The 25,940-nt window shown below is 46.1% G+C and carries 27 protein-coding genes; 19 read left to right on the forward strand and 8 right to left on the reverse strand.

The window, feature by feature from the left end; translation table 11 throughout:
- Positions 1-7: 7 nt before the first annotated feature.
- Both FNE76_RS03955 and hypD read left to right on the forward strand, forming a co-directional pair.
- On the forward strand, positions 8-241 hold the full coding sequence (locus FNE76_RS03955; RefSeq protein ID WP_120947321.1) for a HypC/HybG/HupF family hydrogenase formation chaperone: 234 nt from the start codon (positions 8-10) through the stop codon (positions 239-241).
- The gene (hypD, locus tag FNE76_RS03960; protein WP_143928382.1) at positions 228-1,349 is read left to right on the forward strand and encodes a hydrogenase formation protein HypD; all 1,122 of its coding nucleotides are present in this window, start codon (positions 228-230) and stop codon (positions 1,347-1,349) included. The genes FNE76_RS03955 and hypD overlap by 14 nt, the downstream gene beginning before the upstream one ends.
- Here the strand turns inward: hypD and FNE76_RS03965 are convergent.
- The 8 genes from FNE76_RS03965 to FNE76_RS04000 all read right to left on the reverse strand — a co-directional run bounded on the left by FNE76_RS03965 (position 1,333) and on the right by FNE76_RS04000 (position 7,977).
- Positions 1,333-2,181: a sulfite exporter TauE/SafE family protein gene (locus FNE76_RS03965; RefSeq protein WP_120947526.1), complete on the reverse strand. Its 849-nt coding sequence runs from the start codon at positions 2,179-2,181 to the stop codon at positions 1,333-1,335. The genes hypD and FNE76_RS03965 overlap by 17 nt on opposite strands.
- A 2-nt stretch (positions 2,182-2,183) precedes the next feature.
- Positions 2,184-3,440, reverse strand: a complete 1,257-nt coding sequence (locus FNE76_RS03970) for a hypothetical protein (protein WP_143928383.1) — start codon at positions 3,438-3,440, stop codon at positions 2,184-2,186.
- Positions 3,391-4,074, reverse strand: a complete 684-nt coding sequence (locus FNE76_RS03975) for a hypothetical protein (protein WP_120947324.1) — start codon at positions 4,072-4,074, stop codon at positions 3,391-3,393. The genes FNE76_RS03970 and FNE76_RS03975 overlap by 50 nt, the downstream gene beginning before the upstream one ends.
- Positions 4,061-4,807, reverse strand: a complete 747-nt coding sequence (locus FNE76_RS03980) for a hypothetical protein (RefSeq protein ID WP_162983023.1) — start codon at positions 4,805-4,807, stop codon at positions 4,061-4,063. The genes FNE76_RS03975 and FNE76_RS03980 overlap by 14 nt, the downstream gene beginning before the upstream one ends.
- Positions 4,758-5,492 (reverse strand): hypothetical protein, encoded by a 735-nt coding sequence (locus FNE76_RS03985; RefSeq protein WP_120947326.1) that lies wholly within the window; start codon positions 5,490-5,492, stop codon positions 4,758-4,760. Before FNE76_RS03985 ends, FNE76_RS03980 begins: the two co-directional genes overlap by 50 nt.
- A gap of 64 nt (positions 5,493-5,556) precedes the next feature.
- Entirely contained in the window at positions 5,557-6,108 is a 552-nt protein-coding gene (locus tag FNE76_RS03990; protein WP_120947327.1) for a hypothetical protein, read from the reverse strand.
- Between the two features lie 185 nt (positions 6,109-6,293).
- Positions 6,294-7,133, reverse strand: coding sequence for a hypothetical protein (locus FNE76_RS03995; RefSeq protein WP_120947328.1), 840 nt, complete (start codon positions 7,131-7,133; stop codon positions 6,294-6,296).
- 61 nt (positions 7,134-7,194) lie between these two features.
- Positions 7,195-7,977: a hypothetical protein gene (locus tag FNE76_RS04000; RefSeq protein ID WP_235852157.1), complete on the reverse strand. Its 783-nt coding sequence runs from the start codon at positions 7,975-7,977 to the stop codon at positions 7,195-7,197.
- Between the two features lie 277 nt (positions 7,978-8,254).
- On the opposite strand from FNE76_RS04000, the gene FNE76_RS04005 reads away from it, so the two are divergent.
- The 17 genes from FNE76_RS04005 (at position 8,255) to FNE76_RS04085 (ending at position 25,940) form a co-directional block, all read left to right on the forward strand.
- Positions 8,255-8,647 (forward strand): NAD(P)H-quinone oxidoreductase subunit 3, encoded by a 393-nt coding sequence (locus FNE76_RS04005; RefSeq protein WP_120947329.1) that lies wholly within the window; start codon positions 8,255-8,257, stop codon positions 8,645-8,647.
- Complete coding sequence (locus FNE76_RS04010) at positions 8,629-9,138, forward strand: NuoB/complex I 20 kDa subunit family protein (RefSeq protein ID WP_006015822.1); 510 nt, start codon at positions 8,629-8,631, stop codon at positions 9,136-9,138. Before FNE76_RS04005 ends, FNE76_RS04010 begins: the two co-directional genes overlap by 19 nt.
- A gap of 8 nt (positions 9,139-9,146) precedes the next feature.
- On the forward strand, positions 9,147-9,944 hold the full coding sequence (locus tag FNE76_RS04015) for an NADH-quinone oxidoreductase subunit C (RefSeq protein WP_120947330.1): 798 nt from the start codon (positions 9,147-9,149) through the stop codon (positions 9,942-9,944).
- Positions 9,944-11,173, forward strand: coding sequence for an NADH dehydrogenase (quinone) subunit D (nuoD, locus tag FNE76_RS04020; protein ID WP_120947331.1), 1,230 nt, complete (start codon positions 9,944-9,946; stop codon positions 11,171-11,173). The genes FNE76_RS04015 and nuoD overlap by 1 nt, the downstream gene beginning before the upstream one ends.
- Positions 11,170-11,424 (forward strand): NADH-ubiquinone oxidoreductase subunit E family protein, encoded by a 255-nt coding sequence (locus FNE76_RS04025; RefSeq protein WP_120947332.1) that lies wholly within the window; start codon positions 11,170-11,172, stop codon positions 11,422-11,424. Before nuoD ends, FNE76_RS04025 begins: the two co-directional genes overlap by 4 nt.
- Entirely contained in the window at positions 11,412-13,739 is a 2,328-nt protein-coding gene (locus FNE76_RS04030) for an NADH-quinone oxidoreductase subunit G (RefSeq protein ID WP_143928384.1), read from the forward strand. Before FNE76_RS04025 ends, FNE76_RS04030 begins: the two co-directional genes overlap by 13 nt.
- Complete coding sequence (gene nuoH, locus FNE76_RS04035) at positions 13,736-14,725, forward strand: NADH-quinone oxidoreductase subunit NuoH (RefSeq protein WP_143928385.1); 990 nt, start codon at positions 13,736-13,738, stop codon at positions 14,723-14,725. The genes FNE76_RS04030 and nuoH overlap by 4 nt, the downstream gene beginning before the upstream one ends.
- A gap of 9 nt (positions 14,726-14,734) precedes the next feature.
- A complete protein-coding gene (nuoI, locus tag FNE76_RS04040) occupies positions 14,735-15,364 on the forward strand; it encodes an NADH-quinone oxidoreductase subunit NuoI (RefSeq protein WP_120947335.1) in 630 nt (209 codons plus the stop codon).
- Positions 15,357-15,917, forward strand: coding sequence for an NADH-quinone oxidoreductase subunit J (locus FNE76_RS04045; protein ID WP_143928386.1), 561 nt, complete (start codon positions 15,357-15,359; stop codon positions 15,915-15,917). Before nuoI ends, FNE76_RS04045 begins: the two co-directional genes overlap by 8 nt.
- Complete coding sequence (gene nuoK, locus FNE76_RS04050) at positions 15,914-16,216, forward strand: NADH-quinone oxidoreductase subunit NuoK (RefSeq protein WP_120947336.1); 303 nt, start codon at positions 15,914-15,916, stop codon at positions 16,214-16,216. The genes FNE76_RS04045 and nuoK overlap by 4 nt, the downstream gene beginning before the upstream one ends.
- Before the next feature lie 2 nt (positions 16,217-16,218).
- Positions 16,219-18,069: an NADH-quinone oxidoreductase subunit L gene (gene nuoL, locus FNE76_RS04055; RefSeq protein ID WP_162983256.1), complete on the forward strand. Its 1,851-nt coding sequence runs from the start codon at positions 16,219-16,221 to the stop codon at positions 18,067-18,069.
- Between the two features lies 1 nt (position 18,070).
- Positions 18,071-19,609: a complex I subunit 4 family protein gene (locus FNE76_RS04060; protein ID WP_120955742.1), complete on the forward strand. Its 1,539-nt coding sequence runs from the start codon at positions 18,071-18,073 to the stop codon at positions 19,607-19,609.
- Positions 19,606-21,129 carry an NADH-quinone oxidoreductase subunit N gene (locus FNE76_RS04065; RefSeq protein ID WP_120947338.1) on the forward strand — a complete coding sequence of 508 codons (1,524 nt, stop codon included), beginning with the start codon at positions 19,606-19,608 and terminating at the stop codon, positions 21,127-21,129. Before FNE76_RS04060 ends, FNE76_RS04065 begins: the two co-directional genes overlap by 4 nt.
- Positions 21,130-21,175: 46 nt before the next feature.
- A complete protein-coding gene (locus FNE76_RS04070; RefSeq protein WP_235852363.1) occupies positions 21,176-23,491 on the forward strand; it encodes a DUF7494 domain-containing protein in 2,316 nt (771 codons plus the stop codon).
- A gap of 156 nt (positions 23,492-23,647) precedes the next feature.
- Complete coding sequence (locus FNE76_RS04075; RefSeq protein WP_013891231.1) at positions 23,648-23,989, forward strand: 4Fe-4S binding protein; 342 nt, start codon at positions 23,648-23,650, stop codon at positions 23,987-23,989.
- The gene (locus FNE76_RS04080; protein ID WP_120955741.1) at positions 23,986-25,116 is read left to right on the forward strand and encodes a 2-oxoglutarate synthase subunit alpha; all 1,131 of its coding nucleotides are present in this window, start codon (positions 23,986-23,988) and stop codon (positions 25,114-25,116) included. Before FNE76_RS04075 ends, FNE76_RS04080 begins: the two co-directional genes overlap by 4 nt.
- Positions 25,116-25,940 (forward strand): 2-oxoglutarate ferredoxin oxidoreductase subunit beta, encoded by an 825-nt coding sequence (locus FNE76_RS04085; protein WP_120947341.1) that lies wholly within the window; start codon positions 25,116-25,118, stop codon positions 25,938-25,940. Before FNE76_RS04080 ends, FNE76_RS04085 begins: the two co-directional genes overlap by 1 nt.

The following is a 25,940-nucleotide window of genomic DNA, read 5'->3' on the forward strand; positions in this document are numbered from 1 at the left end:
AATCTTCGTGTGTCTAGCCATCCCCTCTAAGGTGATCGCCATTGAGGGTAGCACCGCCCTTGTAGAGACACTGGGCGTGCAACGCGAGGCAAGCTTGGATTTGATGGGCGAGCCGGTAGATGTGGGGGATTTTGTGCTCTTGCATGTGGGCTTTGTGATGGGCAAGATAGACCAACAAGATGCCCAAGAGTCCCTAGCTCTTTACGAGCAAATGATCGCAAACATGGATGATGACTCCTAATCTCATTGATGCCTTTAGAAATCAAGATGTGATTCTGGCTTTCATAGCCAAGATTCAAAACTTAGCCCAGCAACTCCCCCCACCCTTACGCCCCCTAAGCATTATGGAAGTGTGTGGGGGGCACACGCACACTCTAATGCGCTATGGATTAAGCGCGATCCTAGAACCTGCATTAAACTTTGTGCATGGTCCGGGTTGCCCTGTGTGTGTGATGCCTAAGTTACGCATCGATCAAGCCATTGCTTTAGCGTGCATGCCCAATAGTATTGTTGTAACTCTAGCCGATCTCATCAGAGTCCCCGGAAGCCAAGCCAGCTTGCAACAAGTCAGAGCGCAAGGTAAAGATGTGCGTTTTGTCTATAGCCCTCTGCAGGTTTTGCAGATTGCACAAGATAACCCCAGTAAAAAAGTGATTTTTATTGCCATCGGTTTTGAGACCACAACCCCTATGAGTGCAAGTTTAATCCAGCAAACTAGAAAGCGCAAGCTCAATAATCTCTTTTTCCATCTAAACCATGTGCTTGTACCCCCTAGCGTACGCACTATTTTAAATTCTAAACACCAAATCCATGCGCTCATTGCCCCCTCCCATGTGAGCGTGATCAGCGGGGCTAAGATTTATGCTCCCTTTGTGCAAGAACACCAACTCCCCGTTGTGGTGGCTGGGTTTGAACCGGTAGATATGCTGGAGGGGATTTATATGCTGTTAAAACAGGTGCTAGAAGGGCGCGTTCAACTAGAGATTCAATACAGCCGTGTAGTGAGCATGCAGGGCAACTTGAGGGCACAAAACTTAGTTGAAGAGGTGATGCAGGCACGCGCATTTGCATGGCGTGGATTAGGGGAAATCCCTTTTTCTGGCATGGGTTTGCGTCCCAGTTATGCCGATTTGGATGCTGAGATTGTGTTTAAAGAATACCTGCCCCAAAATGCCCGCCTTGATCACAAATCTTGTTTGTGTGGGGATATTTTAAAGGGCGTGGTTAAACCCCTTGATTGCTCCCTTTTTGGCACAGTCTGTACCCCCACCCACCCTATTGGCGCATGCATGGTGAGTTCTGAGGGGGCATGTGCAGCCTATTATCGCTATTCTAAACCCACGCCTTAATCAGCTGGAATAAAGTTGCCATAATGCTTAGGGCGTAAATGCAAAGTAGCAATATTTTATGAATCCTCTCACTAGCTAGCATGATGAGTTTAATCCCTATGCCCACCCCTAAGAGCGCGCCTAACCCCGTGATCGATCCAGCCTGCAGGGCGCGATCATCTAACACGCCGGAGTGGTATAAAGAGATGACCCCTGAGAGAGAGGAAAAGATCACAAAAAAGAGCCCCAAAGGCACGATCTTTTGGGTGCTGTAGTTTAAAAAATAGCCCAAAAAAGGCACCATTAAAATCCCCCCGCCCATGCCAAGAGGGATAGAAAAAATCCCAGTTATCAAACCAGCTAAGGCTAGCAGGGCATGTTTTTTATCCACGCCCCACCCCCAGCGCGTGGAGCTAGCAACTGGGGTCATGGGTTGGGCGTGGAGTTGGAAGTGCGCGTCTGTGTAGTGCTTGGAATGTGCGCTGGGGCGTGAAAAGGCGTATTTGATGAATGTATAGCACACCACCACCACAAAGACTCCCATTAAAATGCGATCATCAATGAACTTGAGTAAAAAGCTCCCCAAAATTGCCCCCACCAATCCCCCAATAGCAGCAAAACTCCCCTCTTTTAAGTCCAACAAGCCCTTTTTATAATTGATGATCGAGCCAATTAAAGAGGAACAGAGCATTTGGGATAGAGAAATCCCCACCGCATGGCTGTAGGTAAAACCGGCAAAAATAGCCGCAGGCACAACAATCTCGCCCCCGCCAATGCCAAAAAAGCCCGCCGTAACGCCCGTAACAAAACCCACCAAAGCTAAGATCAAGGCTTGGATCCAATCAAGTGCCATGCTCATGGTTCAAGTAAAGGGGTTTGGCATAAGCCATGTAGCACGCATGTCTGTCTGAGTTCCTCTAAAAGTGGGGTGCTAAGAGCCTGCATGGGGATTTGCCGCTTGTCTCTCTCTTGGTTGTAATACAATTTTTCTCCTATTTTGTGCGGGATTTTAAGGACATCTTGGGCTAAAAACACTTCATAGTATTGGCGCAAATAAAACTGACCTTGAATAGCTTGAAAAACAAGGTATCGTTGGATGGCTGACTTTGTATCTATTTGGATTTTCAACAAAGATTCCTCACATGAAAGCTTAATGTCAGGCTCTTTTGTGAAAACTTGCAAACAAAACCCCTTGCGCGCTTCTTGCCCATGGAAAATCCCCAAGCAAAAAATGCTTTTATTTTTGTCTTGGAGGCTGTCTATGCCTAGCAAATACTTTTGTTGGTTAGCAATGAAGGCTTGAGAGACTAGCCACACTTTCTTAGAATTTGTTGGCATGCCTACTTGTTGGGCTATCTCTTTAAGCCATGGGGCAATGTGGGCGCGCATTTGCTCAAGGCTTAAGGGCTCTTCTTGGCGCGCCTTTAAACAGGGTTGGCTTTGTGCGCATTCTGTTTGCAAACGCGTTAAGAGTGTATCGCTGATACTATCTATTGGGATTGGAGCAGGGCTATACTTGGAGCTGTAATACAGAGTGGTGCTCTTGATCCCCACTCTAAGTTTGTCATAGAGTGGGGAGATGGGGGTTTGGGTAGGGTAGTTTTGGCGGTAAAAGCGTTGCAAGAAAAAGGCTTGATCTTTTCTGGCAAAAATCAGATGGTTATATTCCAAATGCCCGTTTTGCTCCCTGCTAAACTCAATGTGCAATAACCCTTTATCTAGCCAAAAGGGACTAATATACCAACCCTTAGAGCGCGTGCTGACTAGACAAAAATTTGTATGAAAATCTAATCGAGTGCCCAAACCCACACAAAACCCGTTTTTGCTGTAATCTTGGTTGTGTGCAGCATAGCCAAAGAGAACAAAGGGATCGGGGGTTTTAAACTGAAGAGTGCCCTTGACAACATAAGAGAGGTAATCTTTTGGGTTTAGCTTAGGGTTTGGGGCTAATGCCTTAGATAGTTGCGTGCCCAGAGCGTCTAGCGCGCTAGAATAGTCTGTCAGGCAGGCGCAAGGTTGCGCACCACCCCAAGCAAGACTGAGTGCTAAAATCCATGCCCACTTACTCAATTCCACGCTTGTCTTCCCATGTTTGGCAATCACCTTTCTCATAGCAGTGATCTTGCAAGTCCTGCAACACGCTGTGATTGATTGTATCCATATAAATTCTCTTGCCATCGCGTTTTTGGGCATAAAAGGGATCGATGTCTTTATCGCTGTCGTTGATACGGCTATAGCTTTGCAAGACATAGCGATTTTTAAAAGGCTTGAAGGTTAGAATCTCTAGGCTTCTGTGCTCCCAGTCGCATTCAATCGCATATTCATTGATGCGCAAAATAAAAGTGTCTTGTTTAAAATCCATACTAATTTGTGAAAAGGTGGCGTTAGAGTTGAGCTCTAAGCAAAAGCCTTTTTGCCATTTAGAGCCCTTGAAAAAACCAAAACACATGGTGCTCCAGTTGATTTTACCTAGTTTCTCATTGATATCATCCACACTTGGCCACAAGGTGCGCAACATAAAGCCCCGATAGAGGGTCTTGCCCACATGGGTTTTACTCTCCTCAAAGACCTCTATGGGATGACCGCTTTGTTCCCTTGGATCGTTAAGTGAAAACTCACTACTTTGATCCCTAAGCATCTTAACGACACGCGGAGGTTCAAAATCCTCAGACTCTGCCAAACCCAAGAAAAAATGGGCTACTAGCAACAAAAGCCCAACAAGCCTGCCTAGTCTATTCAATCCCATGTTTCTCCTCCCATGTTTGGCAGTCATGTTTTTTATAACAATGATCCTCTAGTGTGTCTAGCACGCCATTATCAATTGCGTCCATATAAATTTTCTTGCCATCGCGTTTTTGGCGATAAAAGGGATCGGGATCGTCATTATCAATAGTGCCCGTGTAGCTTTGCAGAACATAGCGATCGCCCTCTTGCTTGAAGAGTAGAGTCTGTGATTTGAATGTGGTGCTATCACATTCTATGAAAGACTCCTCAATTTCTAACACAAACGCATCTTTTTTAAATTCCATGCCAATTTGCGAGCTCTTAGATGCGGGGTATAAAGACAAACAAAAACCCTCAAATGTTTGGGATCTCTGCAGGGTGTTTTTGGTAATATTAAAGCACATCAGGCGCATATTAATCGCATGTTCCTCATAAGCATCGTGTGCATATGGATTAGCATTTGCGACCAACAAACGCATCACAACACCACAATACAGAGTCTTCCCTACATAGGTTCGATTCAGCTCTAGGATATGGGCTGTCTTAGAAGGATTGGCAATAGCAGAGGGGACAAAATTAGAATCAAGCTTTTGGGCAAAACGCTCTATTTTGTCATCTAAATCATAGGAATTAGAATCATAAGCACACCCTACCCCCCACGCCACATTAGCTAGAAAGCACAAAAGCCCCAATAGCGCGCTTAATCTAGTCAATCCCATTTTTATCCGACCATGTTTGGCAATAACCTTTCTCATAACAACGATCCTCCAAATCATCTAATACATTATTATCAATTTTATCCATAAAAATTCGCTTGCCATCTCTTTTTTGATCATAAAAAGGATCGAGTCCAACACCATCGTCCCAACGGCTGTATGTTTGCAACACATAACGCTTATGCCCCTTAAGGGGCTTAAAGATTAACTTTTTATTCTCAAAGTGTTCGTGATCGCATTCGACATAACGATCATCAAAGCGTAAGATAATGGCATCCTTTTTAAACTCCACATGGATTTGTAATTGGGTGGATCTAGGAAATAGATACAAACAAAAACCCTTAAATACAGAAGAACCCTTTTTAGAAGTCTTAGTTAGCTTAAAGCACATGGCGTGCATCACAGCGTATTTGTAGTATCGCGACCCTTCATCGCTTTCTAAGTCTTCCAAGCTGTCCGCACCAAAAAGGCGCGCCACAAAGCCACAATACAGCGCGCCATGCGCATAAGCCTTATGCACATCTAAGATATAGGCGACTTGCTTTGGTTGGTTAGGATCGATGAGATAGTTTTGATCTAGGCGGATTTCTGGGTTGATAGGCATTTTTATAAACGCCTGTGCTTGTGCTTTTAGGGCAGTGGCTTGATCAGGATTACACTCCAAACCCCACGCCACATTAGCTAAGAAACACAAAAGCCAAAAGGTGCGCATTATTCTAAACATAACCACTCCTCATAAGTAACCCAAGAGTCCTAATATTTTAGTATCCGCAAGGCAATGATCATATTTACTTATCTGTTTCATCTTTCCAGCCCTCGCCTGCTTCAAAGTCGGAGTCCTTTTGCCACTCTGTTTCCTTGCAATGCTTGGATTTATAGCACTGCTCTTTTAGCTTATGGAGCAACGCATCGTTTATGCTAGATAAGAAAATGTTTTGCTTGTCCCTAGCTTGGCTGTAATAGATATTTTTGCCCGGTTGGATTCTAAACACTTCTCCTGTATCCGGATCTTCCCCCTCAATGCCACCATACTCTTCATAAACATACGCGTCTAACAAAAACCCTTTAGAACTTGGCTTAAACACAAAAGATTCTATGGATGGTGTCAGGATAGCCATCTGCAACCGCAAGACTCTGCCACACTTCCAAGCTAAAGCGATGCTTTTTAAAACCACACTGGCTGTTAAACTCAGAAATTGCGCATCATTGAACGCATCACGGTGCAAGTAAAAGCTCTTTTGTTGCGTGGATTTATCTAATTCTTTCCAACTCTTTAAAATCCCCGCACAAATGAATGTGGGAACATTTTTACCTGAAACTCGAAGATCCTTAGTTGTCATGTTTTGTGTTACAAGATCCCCATAAAATACAGCTACGCACAAAGGTCTGTTATCTACTTGCCCAGCAAAGATCGTTTTAAGAGAACGGCTATACCTAAAGCCATAAGCACTAACAAACCCCCCACAAACAATTTAATCTGTTCCATCGATCACTCCACCCTTCTAAACTCTATATTACCCCTTATTCATCGCACACGCTTTAAACCATCAAGCCACCACGGCTGTTTAGGCGAGAAGTCAAAAGCCCTATATATCTCTACCTCTAAAGGCTTACAACGCTTGGATTTGTAGCAACGCGTTTGGAACTTCTCCAACAAGGTAGGCGTGATTTGCTTCATCAAGATCGCGCCCCCATCTCTTTGGCGGCTGTAATAGAGATTAGAACCTGCTTTGCGGATTGCAACAGGCTTGATTTTGGCCATGTCCTTAAGAAAGCGGGCATCCACGCATTCAGAAATCCCATCAGAATTTATCGTCTCATACATTTCATCGTAGCGGTATTGCTCTAAAAAGAAACGCCCCTTTTGCATCGAGAACACAAAACGCTTATAGGTTACATTGGGGAAAAGCCCCTGTTCCATGTCTTTTGCCTTGCAATCTTGCTGGCGCAGGGTAAAAATAAGGCGTTGATTTTTAAAAGACACTTGGGCACTGGAGAACACAAAAGAATAGGGCAACTCATCTTCAAGTTGCAAACAAGAACCTTGGTGCCATACTGAGTCTTTGAGCACGCCAAAGCACACGGTTTTAATCCCATTGCTAGCACCAGTGGCAATGGCTAATCCCCACATCACAAACACACGCATGCGCGGCTTTTTTATCTCAAATATTTGGGTATTGTAATTATGCCACCACTCACGAACATCCCCCACAGAGTCCGCTTCAAAGCGGTAGGCATCACACCAGCACCAGGTTGGATCAAACTCATACCCCTTTCTACACCCGCAATCTTTGCGCCTCCTGCTATCCAAGACATGTATGAACTCCTGTGTCTGTTGCAAGAGCGCACGCTGGAACAGCGCCATATTTGAGCCATCACAAAGACCCACCCACACGCACAGAAATACAAGAAACTTTGCCATTCAATCACCTATCTCGACAATACCCTTTCTTAATGCAACGATCTAGCAAATCATCTATGATATCGCGATCCATTTTATCCATAAAAATTTGTTTGCCATCTCTTTTTTGGCGATAAATGGGGTCCATAGGGTAGTCTTCTTCTTCGTCGTCCAGTTGCCCATTGATGGCTTTTAAGAGGTAGCGATCCCCATGTGGCTTAAAACTCAAAGTGCTTCTATAGGTGGATATACTGCGCCCACACTCATAGGAGTCCTCTCTGATGTGCAAGAGAAACGCACCCTTTTTAAACTCCATGCGAATTTCAGAGAAAGGAGCTTCTGCATTTAACATCAAACAAGAACCCTTGTACCATTTAGTGCCTTTAGCAAATCCAAAACACATAAAACTCAATTCAAGTCCAGCCGTAGTACCGCGATCGCCACTATTGTAGATAATATTCCCGGGCCGATAACCACGCACCACAGCCCCGCAATAAGTGATCCCCCCCACCACGGCTTTATGATTCTCAAGCACGAATTGCGGACCATATGTACTCTGATCGCCATCACCATTAAGACCATGATTTTTGTCCGCAAAATCCCTTGCTTGGTTAAGCACATAGTCCCAATGGTAGTGTGGATTGGGATCACAACCCACCCCCCACGCCACATTAGCTAGAAAGCACAAAAGCCCCAATAGCGCGCTTAATCTAGTCAATCCCATTTTTTCCGACCATGTTTGGCAATAACCTTTCTCATAACAACGATCCTCCAAATCATCTAATACATTATTATCAATTTTATCCATAAAAATTCGTTTGCCATCTTTTTTGGGGTGGCAGGCAACCCAAACATGGGGATTTGTAGCATATTTGTACTTGTATTTTGATTACAAGGTGCATGCAGAACTCTAAAGATACCATGGTCAAAAAGGGCAAAGCCTTATAGCAACAAAGACTAGAGAGGCATGGGGAGATGATTTGAAAAACTTAAGAGTGTTTTATGGATTAGGGGTATTTTCAAAGTTTTAATTAATTAAATTATGCTTTAATACTTATTTAGATTGGTTTAGTTGGAGTTAGTGTTTGCAAGCAGAGGGCATTGTAGAACACCCCTACTTTGGGGTTTTTATCTTATTGGTCTTTAGTTTTTTAGTCTTTAATTGGACTTTAAAAATCCAACGCTATATCAGCCGTGCCTTAGCCAAACGCAAGAATGAAAAGCTCAAACTTGCACCCTATGAGTGCGGGCCCATTGCTTTAAAACAACAAAACCGCATCTCCCACCAGTTCTATGTGATGGCGATGCTTTTTATCCTCTTTGATGTGGAGATTGTCTTCATGTTCCCTTGGGCTTTGGATTTTAAAGAATTGGGCTTTTTTGGTTTTTTTGAGATGTTGAGCTTTCTTTTCTTATTAACCGTTGGCTTTATCTATGCTTTAAAGAGAGGAGCACTCGAATGGCACAGCATGAAATAAGTTATTTGAAAAATAGCGGGTTGCCCATTGCTCTTAGCACTTTGGACAAGCTTTTGAACTGGGGGCGTAGCAACTCGCTTTGGCCCCTCACTTATGGGCTAGCGTGTTGTGCCATTGAGATGATGGCAACGGGGGGCTCGCGTTTTGATTTCGATCGCTTTGGGACGATCTTTAGAGCCTCGCCTAGACAATCTGATGTGATGATCATTGCCGGCACTCTGACTAAAAAGCATGCCGAATTTACTCGTAGGCTCTATGACCAAATGCCCGAACCCAAATGGGTGATCTCTATGGGATCATGTGCGAATACGGGGGGGATGTTCAACACTTATGCCACCGTGCAGGGGGTGGATCGCATTATTCCAGTGGATATCTACCTACCCGGTTGCGCGCCCCGCCCGGAAACTTTGCAATATGCCTTGATGGTGTTGCAAGATAAAATCCGCCGGGCTAAAGCCCTCCCCACCCCTAATCCCAAACGCTTGATCTAAGGCTGATAATGATTAGAAAACAACGCCCCAATGCCAATGTGCAAAAACAAGTGCATTATTCTGATAGATTCCATGTAGTCCCTAACACACCTAAGAAATCTTTGATCGGCACGCCTTATGAGGTGATCTACAACCATTTGAGCTATTCTTACCCGATTTTGCAACACTTTCTAGAATTAGATTGTGCGGTCTTTTGGGTGCAAAAAAGCGACTTGGCAGGCGTGGCGGGCTATCTCAAACGCTTAGGCTATGAAACTTTGAGCGAGATGAGTGCGATTGACTTTTTGGAAAAAAGAGGGGAGTTTGAACTCTTTTACCAGTTTGTCTCTTTTGCGCCCCATTTTGCAGGCAAACGACGGGTGCGCTTGAAATGCACGCTAGCAGAAAATGAGCCAATGGACAGCTTAAGCCATCTTTTTAGGTCGGCCCTGTGGAGTGAACGGGAGGCCTATGATATGTTTGGGATCATCTTTAAAGATCACCCACATTTGTGCCGTATTTTAATGCCAGAGGATTGGGTGGGACACCCCTTGCGCAAGTCCTACCCGCTTAAGGGAGATGAACATGCCGCATGGTATGAGGTGGATAAGATTTTTGGCAAGGAATATAGAAAGGTGATAGGACCCGAGCAGAGGGATAGCGCACGGGTGGATGAAAAGGATACTTTTAACTTCTCTAAAATTGGGCATGAACAGTCCAAGGGCTTGCCTTTGGAGGACAACCCTAGCAAATACGCCTTCCAAAAGTCCTTGTTTGTTAAAGACTTGCACACCAAAGAGCCCACAGAGCTCAAAAAGCGTCCCTAATGGCACAGATTTTTACCAAGCTCAAACCCCAGTTTGAAAATGTGATTTTTGAACGCGATGATGACCAAATGGTGATCAACTTTGGTCCCCAACACCCCTCTTCACATGGGCAGTTGCGCCTGATCTTAGAGCTAGATGGGGAAAAGATCATTAAAGCTACGCCTGATATTGGCTACTTGCATAGAGGCTGTGAAAAGCTGGGCGAGAACATGATCTACAATGAATACATGCCCACCACCGACCGCCTAGACTACACCTCATCGACCAGCAATAACTATGCCTTTGCCTATGCGGTGGAAAAACTCTTGGGGTTAGAAATCCCTAGACGCGCGCAGGTGATTCGTACGATTTTATTAGAATTAAACCGCGTCATCTCCCATGTTTTTTTCTTGAGCGTGCATGCCCTTGATGTGGGCGCGATGTCGGTGTTTCTGTATTGTTTTAAAACCCGTGAATACGGGTTGGATTTGATGGAGGATTATTGCGGGGCGCGACTCACACACAATGCCATCCGCATTGGGGGTGTGCCTCTAGACTTACCGCCTAGTTGGCTAGAGGGGCTTAGAAGCTTTATTGCCGAAGTTAGGGGGATGCACAAACTCATCAGTGGCTTGTTAGATAGTAACCGCATTTGGCGCGCACGCCTAGAGAATGTGGGCACTCTCACCCAAGAGATGGCAAAATCATGGGGAGCGAGTGGGATCATGTTGCGCGCCACCGGGATTGCCTATGATGTGCGCAAAGAAGAACCCTATGAGCTCTACCCCGAATTGGATTTTGATATCCCAGTGGGTTCTAATGGGGATTCTTACGATCGCTACTTGCTCTACATGTATGAAATCGAGCAGTCTTTGCGGATATTAGAACAGCTGATCCCCTTGTATGCGCCCACCAACACCACGATCATGGCACACGCCCCCCACTACATCAGCGCACCCAAAGAGGATATTATGACCCAAAACTACGCCTTGATGCAACATTTTGTCTTGGTTACTCAGGGCATGCGCCCACCCAAGGGCGAGGTCTATGCGCCCACCGAATCACCCAAGGGCGAATTGGGCTTTTTTATCCATTCAGAGGGCGAACCCTACCCTTACCGCTTGAAAATCCGCGCCCCGAGTTTCTTCCATATTGGATCGTTACAAGATGTGCTTGTGGGGCAGTATTTGGCGGACGCAGTTACGATTATTGGATCGAGCAACGCCGTTTTTGGAGAGGTGGATCGATGAGGCGTTTTGATTTACGCCCCTTAAGAGATGAGCCCAATGAAGCGGTCTTGAATCGTCTAGGGGCGATCATGGATAGTAGCGTGGCTACAGATGAGGTGGTGATTTTTATGTTAGAAGTGGTGGATTTTGATATTGTGGAGCAAAGTGCCGCATTTATCCAAAAAAGGGGCGATCTCTTGCTCAATTCTTTACGATTTAACCGCGTAGATTGGACTTTAGTGGTCAAAAAGGTGGGTGCATGCCAAGCGTAGAAATAGATGGGCAAAGCATCGAGTTTAAAGATGGGCAAACCATTTTAGAGGCTGCTAGGAGTGCGGGGGTGTATATCCCTGCCATTTGCTATTTGAGCGGGTGTAGCCCCACCGTGGCGTGCAAGATGTGCATGGTAGAGGTGGATGGCAAGCGGGTTTATGGCTGTAACACCAAAGCCAAACCCAATAGCAAAATCTGCACCAACACCCCCGCTATCAAAGCCGAGCGCAAGATGATCATGCAAACCTATGATGTCAATCACCCTTTAGAGTGTGGGGTGTGCGATAAGAGTGGGGAGTGCGAGTTGCAGGATATGACCATGCGCATGCAGGTAGAAACCCAGCCCTTTGCCGTGCGCGATAATCTAAAACCCTTTGCCTTTTGGGCACAGGCTTCTTATGACCCTAACTTGTGTATCATGTGTGAGCGTTGCGTAACCACTTGTAGCGATAATATCGGGGATAGCAATTTAAAGGCACTGAAGGCGGATCTGCACGCCCCAGATAAATTCAAAGCCAGCATGCCCAAAGATCCCTTTAGCGTGTGGAATCGCAAACAAAAGGGGATGATTGGCTTTGTGGGCGATACACCTTGTTTTGATTGCGGGGAGTGTATTGCGGTGTGCCCGGTGGGCGCGATTGTCTATAAAGATTTTAGCTATAAAGCCAATGCTTGGGAACTCAAACATATTGACTCAACTTGCATGCATTGTGCGGCGGGGTGTTTGATTGACTATGAAGTGCGCCATTTTGACACTTTAGGTGAGGATCAAAAAATCTTCCGTGTGGGCAATGACTTTTACCATAACCCCATCTGTGGCGCGGGGCGTTTTGCCTTTGATTGTTCCTCCAGCAAGGAGGGTAGCCCTGACTTATTGGAGGCGGTGCAACGATTCAAGGAGGCTAAGTCTGTGCTCATCGGGGGCGATCTACTCAATGAAGAAGCCTACTTGATAGAATATATGCGCGCCAAATTAGGCTTTAAGCTTTATAATGAGCCCGTGCGTCTGTTTCAGGAGTTTTTAAACACATTTAGTGTGCCTTGTGAGTCCACAGAGAACATTAGGAATGCCAACGCGATTTTCACGCTGGGCACGCAAGTTAAGAACGAAAACCCGCTCATCAAATACGCTATCTCTAATGCGCTCAAAGTCAATAAAGCTAGTTTGATCTATGCCCACCCGATTTTAGATCAAGACATCACCAAGATTTGCCGTAGCGTGTTGCCCATTTGTTTGCATGGCGTAGAAGAAGTGATTTTGGGGGCTTTGATGTTGGCTTTAAACGTCTCTAGTCCATGTCTAGAGTCCATCTTGGCGGGTGCCTATGAAATCCCCCAAGCATCTAGCGATCCTGAAAAACCCGCTAAGCCCAAGACTTTTTACAAACTCTTAGAAGAGAGCGGACTTAGTTTAGAAATCTATGACAAAATGCAGGGTTTTTTGGCTAAGGCTAATCAAATTGCCCTTGTGGTGGGCAAGGAAATCTACACCCACGCTAGGGCCCAAAATATGGCATTGATGCTCCAAGAGATTGCCAAACACCCTAAAATAAAGATCATCTTGATCCCCCCCACACCCAATGCGCTAGGCATCGCCTCAATCTGCCAGCTAGACAAACAAGAGAGCTTGGAGAGTCCTAGCGTGGGTGTGCGCACACGGGCGGATTATACTTTGGATAGTGATTTTAACCAAGCCTACCGCGTGGATTTTATTCTGCCTAGTTTTAACCAGCTAGAGGGGAGCACCACCAATTTTGAAGGGCATCTATTGCCCTTAAGACCCGCACTCAAATTTGAAGGCTACGATCTAAGCGACATTGCCCAACATTTTGGGCTTTTGGGCGAGAGTTTGGTAGATTATACCCATCTGTTACCCCAAGAGAAGGGTTACCAGCCTATCGCTTATGATGATCTGCTCAATGCCTATGGCAATGATAAAAGCAATTTAAGGGGTTATGCCCTTAAAATCACCCAACAAGAAAACCCAGCCCAAGCCCAGCCTATTAGCCCAAGCACACCCCTTGTTTTTAACGCCTATTGCCAATACCCCCAAAGCCAATTTGGCTTGGGCACTCTTTTTAGCCAAAATCTCCAACTCAAAGAGGGGATCTACACTTCTAAAGCACACTTGGAGAGCTTAGGGCTTGCTGAGGGGGCGCGCATTTGCCTCAGTTATAGGGATTTAAAATTAGAGGGCCCACTTTTTGTCGATCACGCCTTGGAGCAAGCGGTATTTGTGGTTAGCCCAAGTTTGGATGTGGCGGGCATTTTCAAAGATAGCTGGTTTGCTAATTTGCAAGTGGAGAGTGTATGAGTGCTTACATCATAGAGACTTTGCTAAAAATCTTAGTGGTTATCTTGGTCTTTGCTGGTTTGGGGGCTTTTGGGACTTATTTGGAGCGCAAGGTGCTAGCCATTTTCCAACGCCGACTAGGTCCGACTTATGTCGGTCCCTTTGGGCTCTTACAAGTGATCGCCGATGCGATCAAGCTTTTCACCAAAGAAGATGTTATCCCCCAACATGCTAACCACTTGATCTTTTCTTTAGCCCCCGTGATTGCGATGGTGAGTGCCTTCGTGTGCATGGCCCCCATTCCCTTTTTTGGGGATTTCACTTTATTTGGCTACACCATCAAGCCCATTATCTCAGATATTAATGTTGGTCTGCTCTTTTTCCTAGCAGTTGGCTCTGCAGGTATTTATGCACCCCTGCTAGCCGGGCTAGCCTCTAATAGCAAATACGCTTTAATTGGATCAGCGCGCGCAGCCATCCAGCTTTTAAGCTTTGAGGTGGTGAGCACCTTGACTATTTTAGCCCCCCTCATGGTGGTCGGTTCGCTCTCGTTAGTGGAGATCAACAACTACCAAGCCGGCGGGTTATTTCATTGGCTGGTCTTCAAGCAACCCCTAGCTTTCTTTTTATTTTTAATTGCCAGCTATGCCGAGCTCAATCGTACTCCCTTTGACCTCTTAGAGCATGAAGCCGAAATTGTGGCTGGGTTTTGCACCGAGTATAGTGGCTTGCGTTGGGGCATGTTTTTCTTAGCTGAATACGCCCATCTTTTTGCCTTTTGTTTTGTGATCTCGCTGATTTTCTTTGGCGGGTATAATCCGTTGTGGATCATTCCGGGTGGGGTGATGATCTTGCTGAAGGTCTGTTTCTTTGTGTTTTTGGCGATGTGGGCGCGCGCGACTTTCCCCCATGTGCGCCCCGATCAACTCATGCGCTTGTGTTGGAAGATCATGTTGCCCTTGTCCTTGGTCAATATCTTGATCACCGGACTTGTCATCTTAATCTAAGGAGAAAGCATGGCGCAACAACGCTACAAATGGATCGCCCAAGAACCCAAGCCGGCGACCACCCCCCAAAAGTTCTTAGGCACGCTCAAATCCACCTTTGGGCTGGATCTCTTCAAGGGCTTGGGGCTCACCATTAAAGAATTTTTTAGCAAAGAGGTTACGATCCACTACCCCATGGAGGTTTTGCCCTTAAGCCCACGTTACCGGGCCGTGCACCACTTGCAACGACTCTTGGATTCGGGTTCTGAGCGTTGCATTGGTTGCGGGTTGTGTGAAAAGATTTGCACCAGTAATTGCATTAGAATTATCACCCACAAGGGCGCAGACGAGCGCAAACACATCGATAGTTATACGATCAACTTAGGGCGTTGCATTTACTGCGGATTGTGCGCGGAGGTCTGCCCCGAGTTAGCCATTGTGATGGGACAACGCTTTGAAAATAGTAGCGTGCAACGCTCCCAATTTGGGGGCAAGGCGGAATTTTTAACCGATGTGCAAAGCGCAAAAGATCATAGCCATGTGGAGTTTGCTGGCTTTGGAGCACCCAGTGTAGATGCTAGCCAAAGGGTGCAACAAACACCCCTAGATTATGCCAGCAAAGAGGAGCAAGCTCCTAAAGAGGAAAACAAAGATGCTTGATACAATCGCCTTTTACTTCTTTGCCATCCTCACTTTGAGCATGGCCTTAGTGGTGATCACCACAAAAAATATTTTATACGCCATGAGTGCCCTAGCTGTGGCCATGGTTTTTGTTGCTGCTTTTTTCTTTCTGCTCAATGCGGAGTTTCTGGGCGTGGTGCAGATTTTAGTCTATGTGGGGGCGGTGATTGTGATGTATGCTTTTGGCATGATGTTCTTTAATGCCTCAGAAGAGGTCTTTGAGCGTGCGCATGCACCTAAGTTAGTGTGGTTTTTAGTTGCAGGTGTTGGTTTAGTGCTGGTGTTAGCTTTGGGTGCACCGGCAGTCAATAGCCATGTGAGCGCGCAAGCTTCCATGTGGGCCACCCAATACCATGCCCAGCAAGACTTGCTCACCAACCCCAAAGATGTCCCCCAACTCAAACTACTAGGCTATGCTCTCTTTGGGAAGTATTTGATCGTTTTTGAGGCCGGGGGACTGATGCTCTTGGTGGCTTTGGTGGGTGGCATAGCCAGTGCTTTGCGGAAAAGCCATTTAAAGGATGAGGCGTGATCACATTGGGGCATTACTTGGTTTTTGCAGGGCTGTTGTTTTGTATCGGGCTAGCGGGCATGTTGAGGCGTAAGAATATCTTAATGTTGTTTTTTTCTACTGAGATCATGTTAAATGCCATTAATGTCGCATTAGTCGCCACCGCGCATTATATCCACAACATACAAGGGCAAATCTTTGCTCTTTTTATGATCGCCCTAGCTGCTAGTGAGGTGGCGGTAGGTTTGGGCTTGGTGATTTTGTGGTTTAAAAAGCACAAAAGCCTAGACATAGATACACTCAATAGCATGAAAGGCTAGAGATGGACGCATATTGGCTCTTATTGGCGGTGTTGTTTTTGCCCTTAGGCGGGGCGATCTATGCGGGGCTTTGGGGAGGGTGTTGCCGGCATTTGCATGTGGGGGTGATTAACTCCTTGCTCTTGTTTGTGTCCTTTTTGAGTGCTTTGGTGCTGTTGATTCAGGCACTGCAAGGATATTCTTACGAGGCGTTTTTGCTTGATTGGATCACTATGGGGGATTTCCATATCGGCTTTTCTTTCATGCTCGATCCCATTAACGCCGTGATGATTGTGGTCGTAACATTGGTTTCTTTCTTGGTGCATGTCTATTCCATTGGCTACATGCAACATGACAAGGGCTATAACCGCTATTTTAGCTATCTCTCCGGCTTTGTGTTTTCCATGCTTTTTTTGGTGCTCAGTGATAACTTTTTAGGGCTCTTTGTAGGCTGGGAGGGTGTGGGGCTATGCTCCTATCTCTTAATCGGCTTTTGGTATCACAAGAGCAGTGCTAATAGTGCCTCCATTGAAGCCTTTGTGATGAATCGCATGGCAGATTTGGGCATGCTCATGGGTATTTTGTTATTGTATTGGAGTGTGGGATCGCTCCAATATTCTATTGTCTTTGCCAATATCGCCTCAATAGACCCCTATGTGCTCTTTTGGATCGGAGTCTTGCTCTTTGTGGGGGCGATGGGCAAGAGCGCGCAATTCCCCCTACACACTTGGCTAGCCAATGCGATGGAGGGACCTACACCCGTATCAGCCTTGATCCATGCCGCTACGATGGTTACAGCAGGGGTGTATTTATTGGTGCGCGCCCACCCACTTTATAGCGCAATCCCCCAAGTGGGTTATGCCATTGCATGTTTGGGGGCATTTGTTGCTCTCTTTGGAGCCAGCATGGCATTAGTCAATAAAGATTTAAAGCGCATCATCGCCTATTCCACGCTCTCCCAACTAGGTTATATGTTTGTAGCAGCAGGTCTAGGGGCTTACTGGGTTGCACTCTTCCACCTCTTCACGCATGCCTTTTTTAAAGCCCTCTTATTCTTGGGGGCGGGCAATGTCATGCATGCCATGCACGATGAGCTAGACATTAGCAAAATGGGTGGGCTTTACAAACCCTTAAAAATAACCGCGGTTTTCATGATCATCGCCTCTGTAGCCTTGTGTGGGATTTACCCTTTTGCGGGCTTTTTCTCCAAAGACAAAATCTTAGAAGTGGCTTTTGGATCGGGACATCATGGGCTTTTTTTGGCTCTGCTCATTGGAGCAGTTTGCACCGCCTTTTATAGCTTTAGACTCTTGATGTTGGTCTTCTTTGCGCCCAAAGTGCATACCATTGAACACCCTCATGAAGCCCCCAATTTCATGCTCACTGCCATGTTGCCCCTTGTGATCTTAGCCATCATGGCAGGCTTTTTTGAACATTCCTTTTTTAATTTTGTCTCCCAAGCGATCAGTGTACCCTCCTTTTTGGATCACTACCCCTCTAAGGGGCTGTTGGTGGGCTTGAGCCTTGTTTTGGTCTCTGTAGCAATCATTTATGCCTTTAAAAAATACCAAAAAGGCATTATTTGCAAAAACAAGGGGCATGGCTTTTTTTACAACTTGCTTTACAACCAATACTATATCCCCCAGCTTTATGCGTGTTTGGCACGGAGTTTTTTGCGCTTTTGTCTGTTTTTGTGGCGCAAGGTGGAGGTGCGCTTGCTCGATCAGTTTATTGATGCGTTGGTGAAAATCCCCGCCTTTGTGGGCACTCTAGTAAGACCCATGCAAAGTGGGAATTTGAGCGCGGCTTTAAGATGGATGACTCTTGGGGTGTTGGTGCTCTTGGGGTGTGCCTTGTTGAGATTTTGGAGTTAGTATGAGCTCAGGTAGTTATTTGTTAAATCTGCTGGTTTTCTTCCCACTCTTGGCTGCATTGCCCATGTTCAAGATTGGCGAACAACACGCGCGCGCCTATGCAGTCGTGGTGGCGGGCATTGAGCTTTTGTTGGTGCTGTGCCTATGGTTTCTCTTTGATTCAAACACGGGGAATTTGCAATTCCAAAGCAATACCGACTTGCTTGGCAATGGGCTGTTTCTCTTTATATTAGCTGTTGATGGCATTTCGCTCTTTTTGGTGATTCTCAATGCCCTAGTGATTTTCCTAGCCACCCTAGCGGTGTATGAAAACAAAAAACACATGCTCTTGTCCCTCTTGCTCTTAGAGGGTATTTTGATGGGCGTTTTTTTAGCCCAAACCTTATTGGTGTTTTATGTGTTTTGGGAGGTTTCGCTCTTGCCCGTGCTCTACATGATCGGGCGTTTTGGGGTCAAGGATCGAGTCTATTCGGGGCTTAAATTTTTCATCTACACCTTTTTAGCCTCTTTAATCATGTTGGTGGGCTTCCTCTACTGGGCTTATGCGAGTTATTTGGTTGTGCGCTCTGGAGCCACCCCTTTTTCAGATGCAGTCTGGGGTTCAATCTGGGGTTCCAATGCAATCTGGGGGATGACCTTTAGCGATTTTGCTAAAATGAGTGCCTACATACCCTTGCAAACACAATTTTGGGTATTCTTAGCTCTTTTTGCAGGTATAGCGGTCAAAATCCCCATTTTCCCTTTCCATAGCTGGATGCCCCATGCTTATGGAAATGCCCCCATTGTGGGTTCCGTTGTGCTCTCTGCCCTGCTTTTAAAAATGGGGACTTATGCTCTTGTGCGTTTGCTCTTGCCTCTCTTGCCCCATTTGCTCCCCCAATTTTTATTGCCCTTGAGCTTGTTAGCTTTGTGCATGGTGATCTATGCGGGCATCTTAGCTTGCGTGCAGACTGAGATGAAACGCCTCATTGCCTATAGCTCCATGTCACACATGGGCGTGGCTCTTTTGGGGCTCTATGCGCTCAATGTGGAGGGTGTGGGGGGGGCGATTTTTACGATGTTCTCCCATGGTCTGGTCAGTGCAGGCTTGTTTATGCTGGTGGGCATGCTCTACCAAAGGAGCCAATCGAGCAAGATTGTCGCCTATCAAGGGGTGGCACATTCCATGCCCGCCTTTGCCACCTGTTTTATGTTCGTGTTGCTAGCCAATGTGGGCATGCCCTTAACCAGTGGCTTTGTGGGCGAGTTTTTAAGCTTGCTGGGCTTTTTTAATGTCTCCCCCCTCATCACCCTACTAGCAGGGAGCACCATCATTTTATCCGCCATCTACATGCTCAATCTGTATAGAAAAGTCTTTTTAGGGGTGCCTAACCGCCGTTCCCAAGCCCTCAAGGATTTATGCGGGCGTGAAAAATTCATCTTAGCCACTCTCATTGTTGCGATTTTGTTTTTTGGGATTTACCCCAAGCCCATTTTAACACCCATTGAAAAGAGCGTGCAGGTTTTGTTAAACACAGCGCAACCCCTTAAGGATCAATGATGGACTCTTTACTCTCTTTTCCAGACACACAAACCATGCAAGAGTTTAACATGCTCACTTTCCTGCCCCTTCTCATCAGTGCGGGCGGGGGGATTTGCTTGCTTTTGTTGAATGCGTTTAAGCGCAGTTTTTCAAGAGACCTCAATGTCTCTTTGGTGATCGTGTTCTTAGCCTTGAATTTATTGGCCGTGTGGGTGCATTGGTCTGGGTTTAATTTCAGATATTTTGGTGCATGGGAGCAATGGTTGGTTGGCCACGCTTTGGACAATGATGCCATCACCTTTATTGCCCAAACCTTAATCGTGCTGGCTAGTTTGTTACTCATTATCTTAGTTTTCTCCAAAGAGAGATTTGCTGAGTTCCAAACTCCCGAATTTTACCCCCTCTATTTGTTCATGGTGGCTGGCTTTGAGCTGATGGTTTCTACCCAACATCTCTTACTGATCCTCATTGGCTTAGAAAGCGCGTCTTTGGCAATGTGCGTGCTGATGGCATTGAATAATAAAAAAGTGGGCATTGAGGCTGGCTTAAAATATTTCACGATGAGCATGCTGGCTAGCGTATTCTTTGTCTTGGGGGCGGCTTTATTTTATCTCAAGACGGGGCAATTTAGGCTTTGGCATTTTGGGGATTATAGCTCCAACCCCTATTCGCTGTTGCTCACCACGCTTTCTTTAGCGTTTATTATTGGTGCACTGGGCTTTAAGGTCTCTTTAGTCCCCTTCCACACTTGGATGCCCGATATTTATGAGGGGAATAACCCCGTCTTTGCTGCCTTTATATCCATTGTGCCTAAAATTGCAGGTTTAACGGTCCTCATGCGCATTGTGCACTACGCTCTAGTGGCCCCACTCGAGTCCTCGATTTTAACTCTTGCTACGATCTTAATTGCCCTCACTATCACCATCCCCAATGTTCTAGCTCTCTTGCAAAAAGATGCCAAGCGCATGATGGCTTATAGTTCGATATCCCATGCGGGCTTTGCACTCTTAGGGGTGATCACCAATGGCTCCATCGTCTTCACCTACTGGATTTACTTTCTCTTCACCAATATTGGGGCGTTTGCGTTTTTTTGGTTGCTCGCCAACAAGCAAGACTCCCTAGCTTCCAACTATGCTTACCCCTATGAGCGTTTCAATGGGCTGATCAAAACCCATCCCGCATTTGCCTTGCTGGGGGCTATTTTTATTTTTTCGCTAGCCGGAATCCCCCCCTTTTCGCTTTTTTGGGGCAAGCTCATTGTTTTGCAAACCCTGATGAGTCAAGGCATGTTTTTGCCGATGGTGATTGTGATCAACAGCGCGATCAGCGTGGCCTACTACTTCAAGCTCCTAGTTGCCATGTTCTTCAAGCCCGCCCCGCAAAGTCCTGCCCCCTTGAGCAATGCAAGCCCCGCCATTAGCGCACTGGGTATTTTAATGGCGATCTTATCTTTGTGCCCATTGACTGGTTTGGGCTTTTACTGGGGGCTGGGGGTAACCCCCTCGTGGGTGTGGCCTTTCCGTCTTTTGATGCCATGAATCGATGTTAAAAGCCATAGCTCTTTTGATTCTGTGGGGGTCACTTTTGAACGCCCTGAACATGAGTATCACTAAGGGGCGGGAAAAAGAACAAGATTTTGCTACCCTCACCCTCACGCACAGCACGCCCTTTAAATGCGAACAAACCAAGATACCCCTTCAAGAAATTACTTGTGTTATTGATGCCATCCCCAAGGCTGGTTTCACGCCTGTGGATACAGAGTTTTTCAGCATCTCCTACACCATGCAAGAGCGGGTTTTTCATTTGCACATCAAGCCCAAATACCAAGAAAAACTCTTTGCCCTCCCCTATGACTACAAGCAACATATCCCCATCCAAGAGCTTAAGCCCAACATGTCCAAAACATGGCAAATTGTGGGCTACCACCTCAAAATCCCCTTTTTGACTCCACAAGACCCCTTAGGGGCTTCCAACAAAGGAATCAATTTCCCCATTCTCATTGAAAATGCCCAAACCCCCTTGATTCAAGAATTAGACGTGGATAATAAACCCCTCACCTACTCTAGAGGGCAGGATTTAGAAGAGTATTTGGGTGTGAAACAAGCCATCCAGCAAAAAGAATATCTGCAAGCCCTCAAAGCCATTAGCCGTATCTTTAAGGTTTATCCTAACACCCTCTTTAAAAAAGACCTCTATCTCTATGAGATGATTGCCTTGAATAGCCTTAAAAAGAAACAAGACCTGATCATCCAAATTGGGGATCAATGGCTCAGATTCTACCCCTCTGATTCCCAAGTCCCCTATGTGCTCTACATGATGGGCAAGGCTTATAGCCAAATTAATTATGACTTGCAAGCCACAGCGAGTTTTAAGCGCGTGATTGCAGAATACCCCAAAAGCCGTTATGCCGCCCTCTCCCAAATGCACCTAGCCCAGCAAGCGAGCAATCGAGGGGATAAAAGTGCGGCGTTGGCTGGGTTGCAAAAGGCTTATAGCCAAGCAAGAGACATTGAGAGTGCGAGCGACATTGCCTTCAACTGGGCACGTTTTGATCTCCAAGACAATGGGGGCAAGAATACCCAACTGATCTTAGATAAAATTTTAGATGCCAACCCTCTTTTTTTCGCCCAAAACCCGGTCAAATCCTATGAAACCCTCCTAGATTTAAACGCCAGAGCTATTTTTACACCTGCCATTAAAATTGCCCAAATCTTAGCCAAACAAGAGGACAATCCCGTTATTAAAGAAAAGGCTGCTTTTGAATTGGGTGCACTCTATGCCAGAAATAACCAACCCGATGAAGCCCACCGCGCTAATCTAGCCTACTTAGACAATTACAACAACGCCATCCATGTGAGTCTAGTCAAAAATAGAGACGAAGAAGTTTTATTCTCCATGCATGGGAATTTTGATGACAAAATGGCGCGTTATGACCAAATTTTACAAGAGTTTCCCCCCCCATCCAAAGAGCACCAGAAGGCTCTTGATCACAAAGCCAAGTTATTATTATCCCACAAATACTATACGCAGGTTTTAGCCCTAGCCCCTGATTTAAAGAACGATTCGCCCTACATGCAAGAGGCCTTGTTGCATTTGAGTCGATCGGCTTTACAAAATGGGGATTGCCCCAGATTTAACACCTATGCGGTACAAATCCACCCTCTAGAAACTAAAAATTTTGATCCCCCTGAACAATTAAGTGCCTTTGATTGTCTCTATGATGCCGCCCTCTACCAACAGGCTGCTATCTTCTCTAATGGGGCATTGCAACACAACACGCCCGATAAACTTGCTTGGCTCTATCGTCAAGGGCGTAACCTCTATGCCCTCAATAATTACCAAGACTCCGTGCTGGCCACTAAAGATGCATTCACACTAGCCACCATCAACAAGCAAAAAAAATATTATGACATCGCCTTCACCTTGTTTTTTGATTACATGCAAACCAATAACGCCCCGGAGGCATTTAAGATTTATAACAAATTGCAAGAACACTTTAAAAACGATGAGCGCATGATCGAGGTTTATGCCCTCTTACTCGAATATGAAGGCAAGAGCAAGAACAACCCCACCACTTTAGAAATTTACGCTAAAAATCTCATCTCTTTGCAAAAACAATATAGAAACAACAGCTACACGCCCTATGCCCAAGAACAGCTGATCGGCGCGTTGATTAGAGGGGGTAAGCTCCAAGAAGCCTTGCAAGAAAGCAATGCCCTTTTAGATAGGAAGCTCAACCCCAAAGATCGCCAAAGGGTTTTGTATAGCAAAGCCACCATCTTAAGACAAGAAAATGATTTACAAGGGGCTCAAGAGAGTTTTAAGGCGTGCCTAGATATTCCTCTTGATTCACCTTGGAAGGATTTATGCTCCCAAGCCCTCAATCTATCCAAACCCTAAAGGTGGTACTGGGTTTAGATGATCCCACAATCTACAAATTTGCCATAGAGCGTGTCAAGTCCCACATAATGCCCTTCTTGTTAGTTCTAATTCAGTATTTAAATGCTAGCATGCTGACTCCAAATTTTAAACGATCTAAGGGCATAAGGAGTTAAAATGTCTAAAATGCTAGCCCCTGAGGGCGTGCCGGTTTGGGTGAATGAGCAGAGGTGTAAGGGCTGTGATCTATGCGTCTCGGTGTGCCCAGCGGGGGTGCTTGGCATGGGTGTGCGCTTGGACCATGTCTTGGGCAAGGTGGCTAAGGTCGCCTACCCGGAGAGTTGCATTGGGTGTTGCAAGTGCGAGCTGGGTTGTCCTGATTTTGCCATTTATGTTGCTGAGAAAAAAGACTTTAAATTTGCTAAAGTTTCTAAAGAGGCTGAGCAGAGAGGCATTAAGGTACGCGCCAACCATTATATGTTGTTAGAAGAGAGTGTAGCGCAAGGGAGGGGACAATGAGGGAATTAATTTCAGATGGGAATGAATTGGTCGCTCAGGCTGCCATTGATGCGGGTTGCCGCTTTTTTGGGGGCTATCCCATTACGCCCAGTTCGGATATTATGCATGCGATGAGTTTGCTTTTGCCCGCCCATGGGGGGCATTTTATGCAAATGGAAGATGAGATTGGGGGGATTTGCGTTTCTTTGGGAGCAAGCATGAGCGGGGTTAAATCCATGACGGCTAGCTCGGGTCCGGGGATCTCTTTAAAAGTGGAGCAAATTGGCTATTCTTACATGACCGAAACACCCTTAGTGATCGTAGATGTGATGCGATCAGGGCCTTCAACGGGCATGCCCACACGGGTCGCTCAAGGGGATATTAGCTTTTTAAAACACCCCATCCATGGTGATTTCCAATCTGTAACCTTGGCTCCGGGCAACTTGCAAGAAGCTTACACAGAAACCATCCGCGCCTTTAATTTGGCTGAAAAACTCATGACTCCGGTTTTCTTGGTGCTGGATGAAACTATCGGGCACATGTATGGGCGGGTGGAGTTACCCGACTTGGAACAAGTGCAAGAAAGCATCATTAACCGGCGTGTATTTAAAGGTGATCCTAAGGATTATAAACCCTATGGGGTGCCCTTAGATGAGTCTGCCATCCTCAATCCCTTTTTTACCGGCTACCGCTACCATGTAACTGGGTTACACCACGATGCCATTGGCTTCCCTACAGAGGATGCCAAAGTGGGGGGTGCACTAATGGATCGCCTCTTTAATAAGATCAATTCCCAAGCCGAATCGGTGAATTTGAATGAAGAGATCGACATAGAGGGGGCGGACTTGTTGGTGATTGGGTATGGTTCTAGTGCCTTGTGCATCAAAGAAGCCCTAAGAGATTTAAAAACACAGAATTATCCTAAGAAAGTGGCCTTTTTTAGGCCCTTGACCTTGTGGCCCAGCCCGGATAAAAGATTGCAAGAACTGGGCAAGCAATTTGAAAAAATCTTGGTGGTCGAGCTCAATAAAGGGCAGTATATCCATCAGATCGAACATGTGATGCACAGAAAAGTAGAGGGCTTGTTGCAAGCTAATGGCAGACCCTTTAGCCCCAAACAAATCATGGCTAAAATCAAGGAGTTGTAATGGCGTTTAACTACGATGAATATTTGCGGGTGGAGCGCACGCCCACGCTTTGGTGTTGGGGTTGTGGAGATGGGGTGATCTTAAAATGCATCATCCGTGCCATTGACGCACTAGGCTGGAATATGGATGATGTGTGCTTGGTGAGCGGGATTGGATGCAGTGGCCGGATGAGTTCGTATGTGAATTGCAACACCGTGCACACTACACACGGGCGTGCATTAGCCTATGCCACCGGGATTAAAATGGCTAATCCTAGTAAGCATGTGATCGTGGTCTCTGGCGATGGGGACAGTTTTGCCATTGGGGGGAATCACACCATCCATGCTTGCAGGCGTAACATTGATTTAAACTTGGTCTTGGTGAATAATTTTATCTATGGCTTGACCAATTCCCAAACTTCCCCCACCACGCCCAATGGCATGTGGACGGTAACCGCCCAAAGTGGGAATATTGACAACCACTTTGATCCATGCCAAATCACGATGGCGGCCGGGGCGACCTTTGTAGCCCGTGAGAGTGTCTTAGACCCCAAGAAGTTGGAACGGGTGTTGATCGAGGGCTTTAAGCATAAGGGCTTTAGCTTTGTGGATGTGCACAGTAATTGCCATATCAATTTGGGGCGCAAAAATAAAATGGCCCAAGCGGCCCAAACTTTGGAATGGATCGCCTCTAGGCTGGTGAGCCAACGCGCTTATGAGCAACTAAGCCCTGAAGAAAGGGAGGATAAATACCCCACCGGCATTTTAAAACAAGACCTCTCTAAAGTGGAATATTGCGAGGCGTATGCTGGGGTGATCAAAAAGGCTAAAAAAGAGAGGAGCTAA

Origin of the sequence: Helicobacter mehlei, from assembly GCF_007280785.1 — a bacterium.
In the GTDB taxonomy this organism is placed as follows: domain Bacteria; phylum Campylobacterota; class Campylobacteria; order Campylobacterales; family Helicobacteraceae; genus Helicobacter; species Helicobacter mehlei.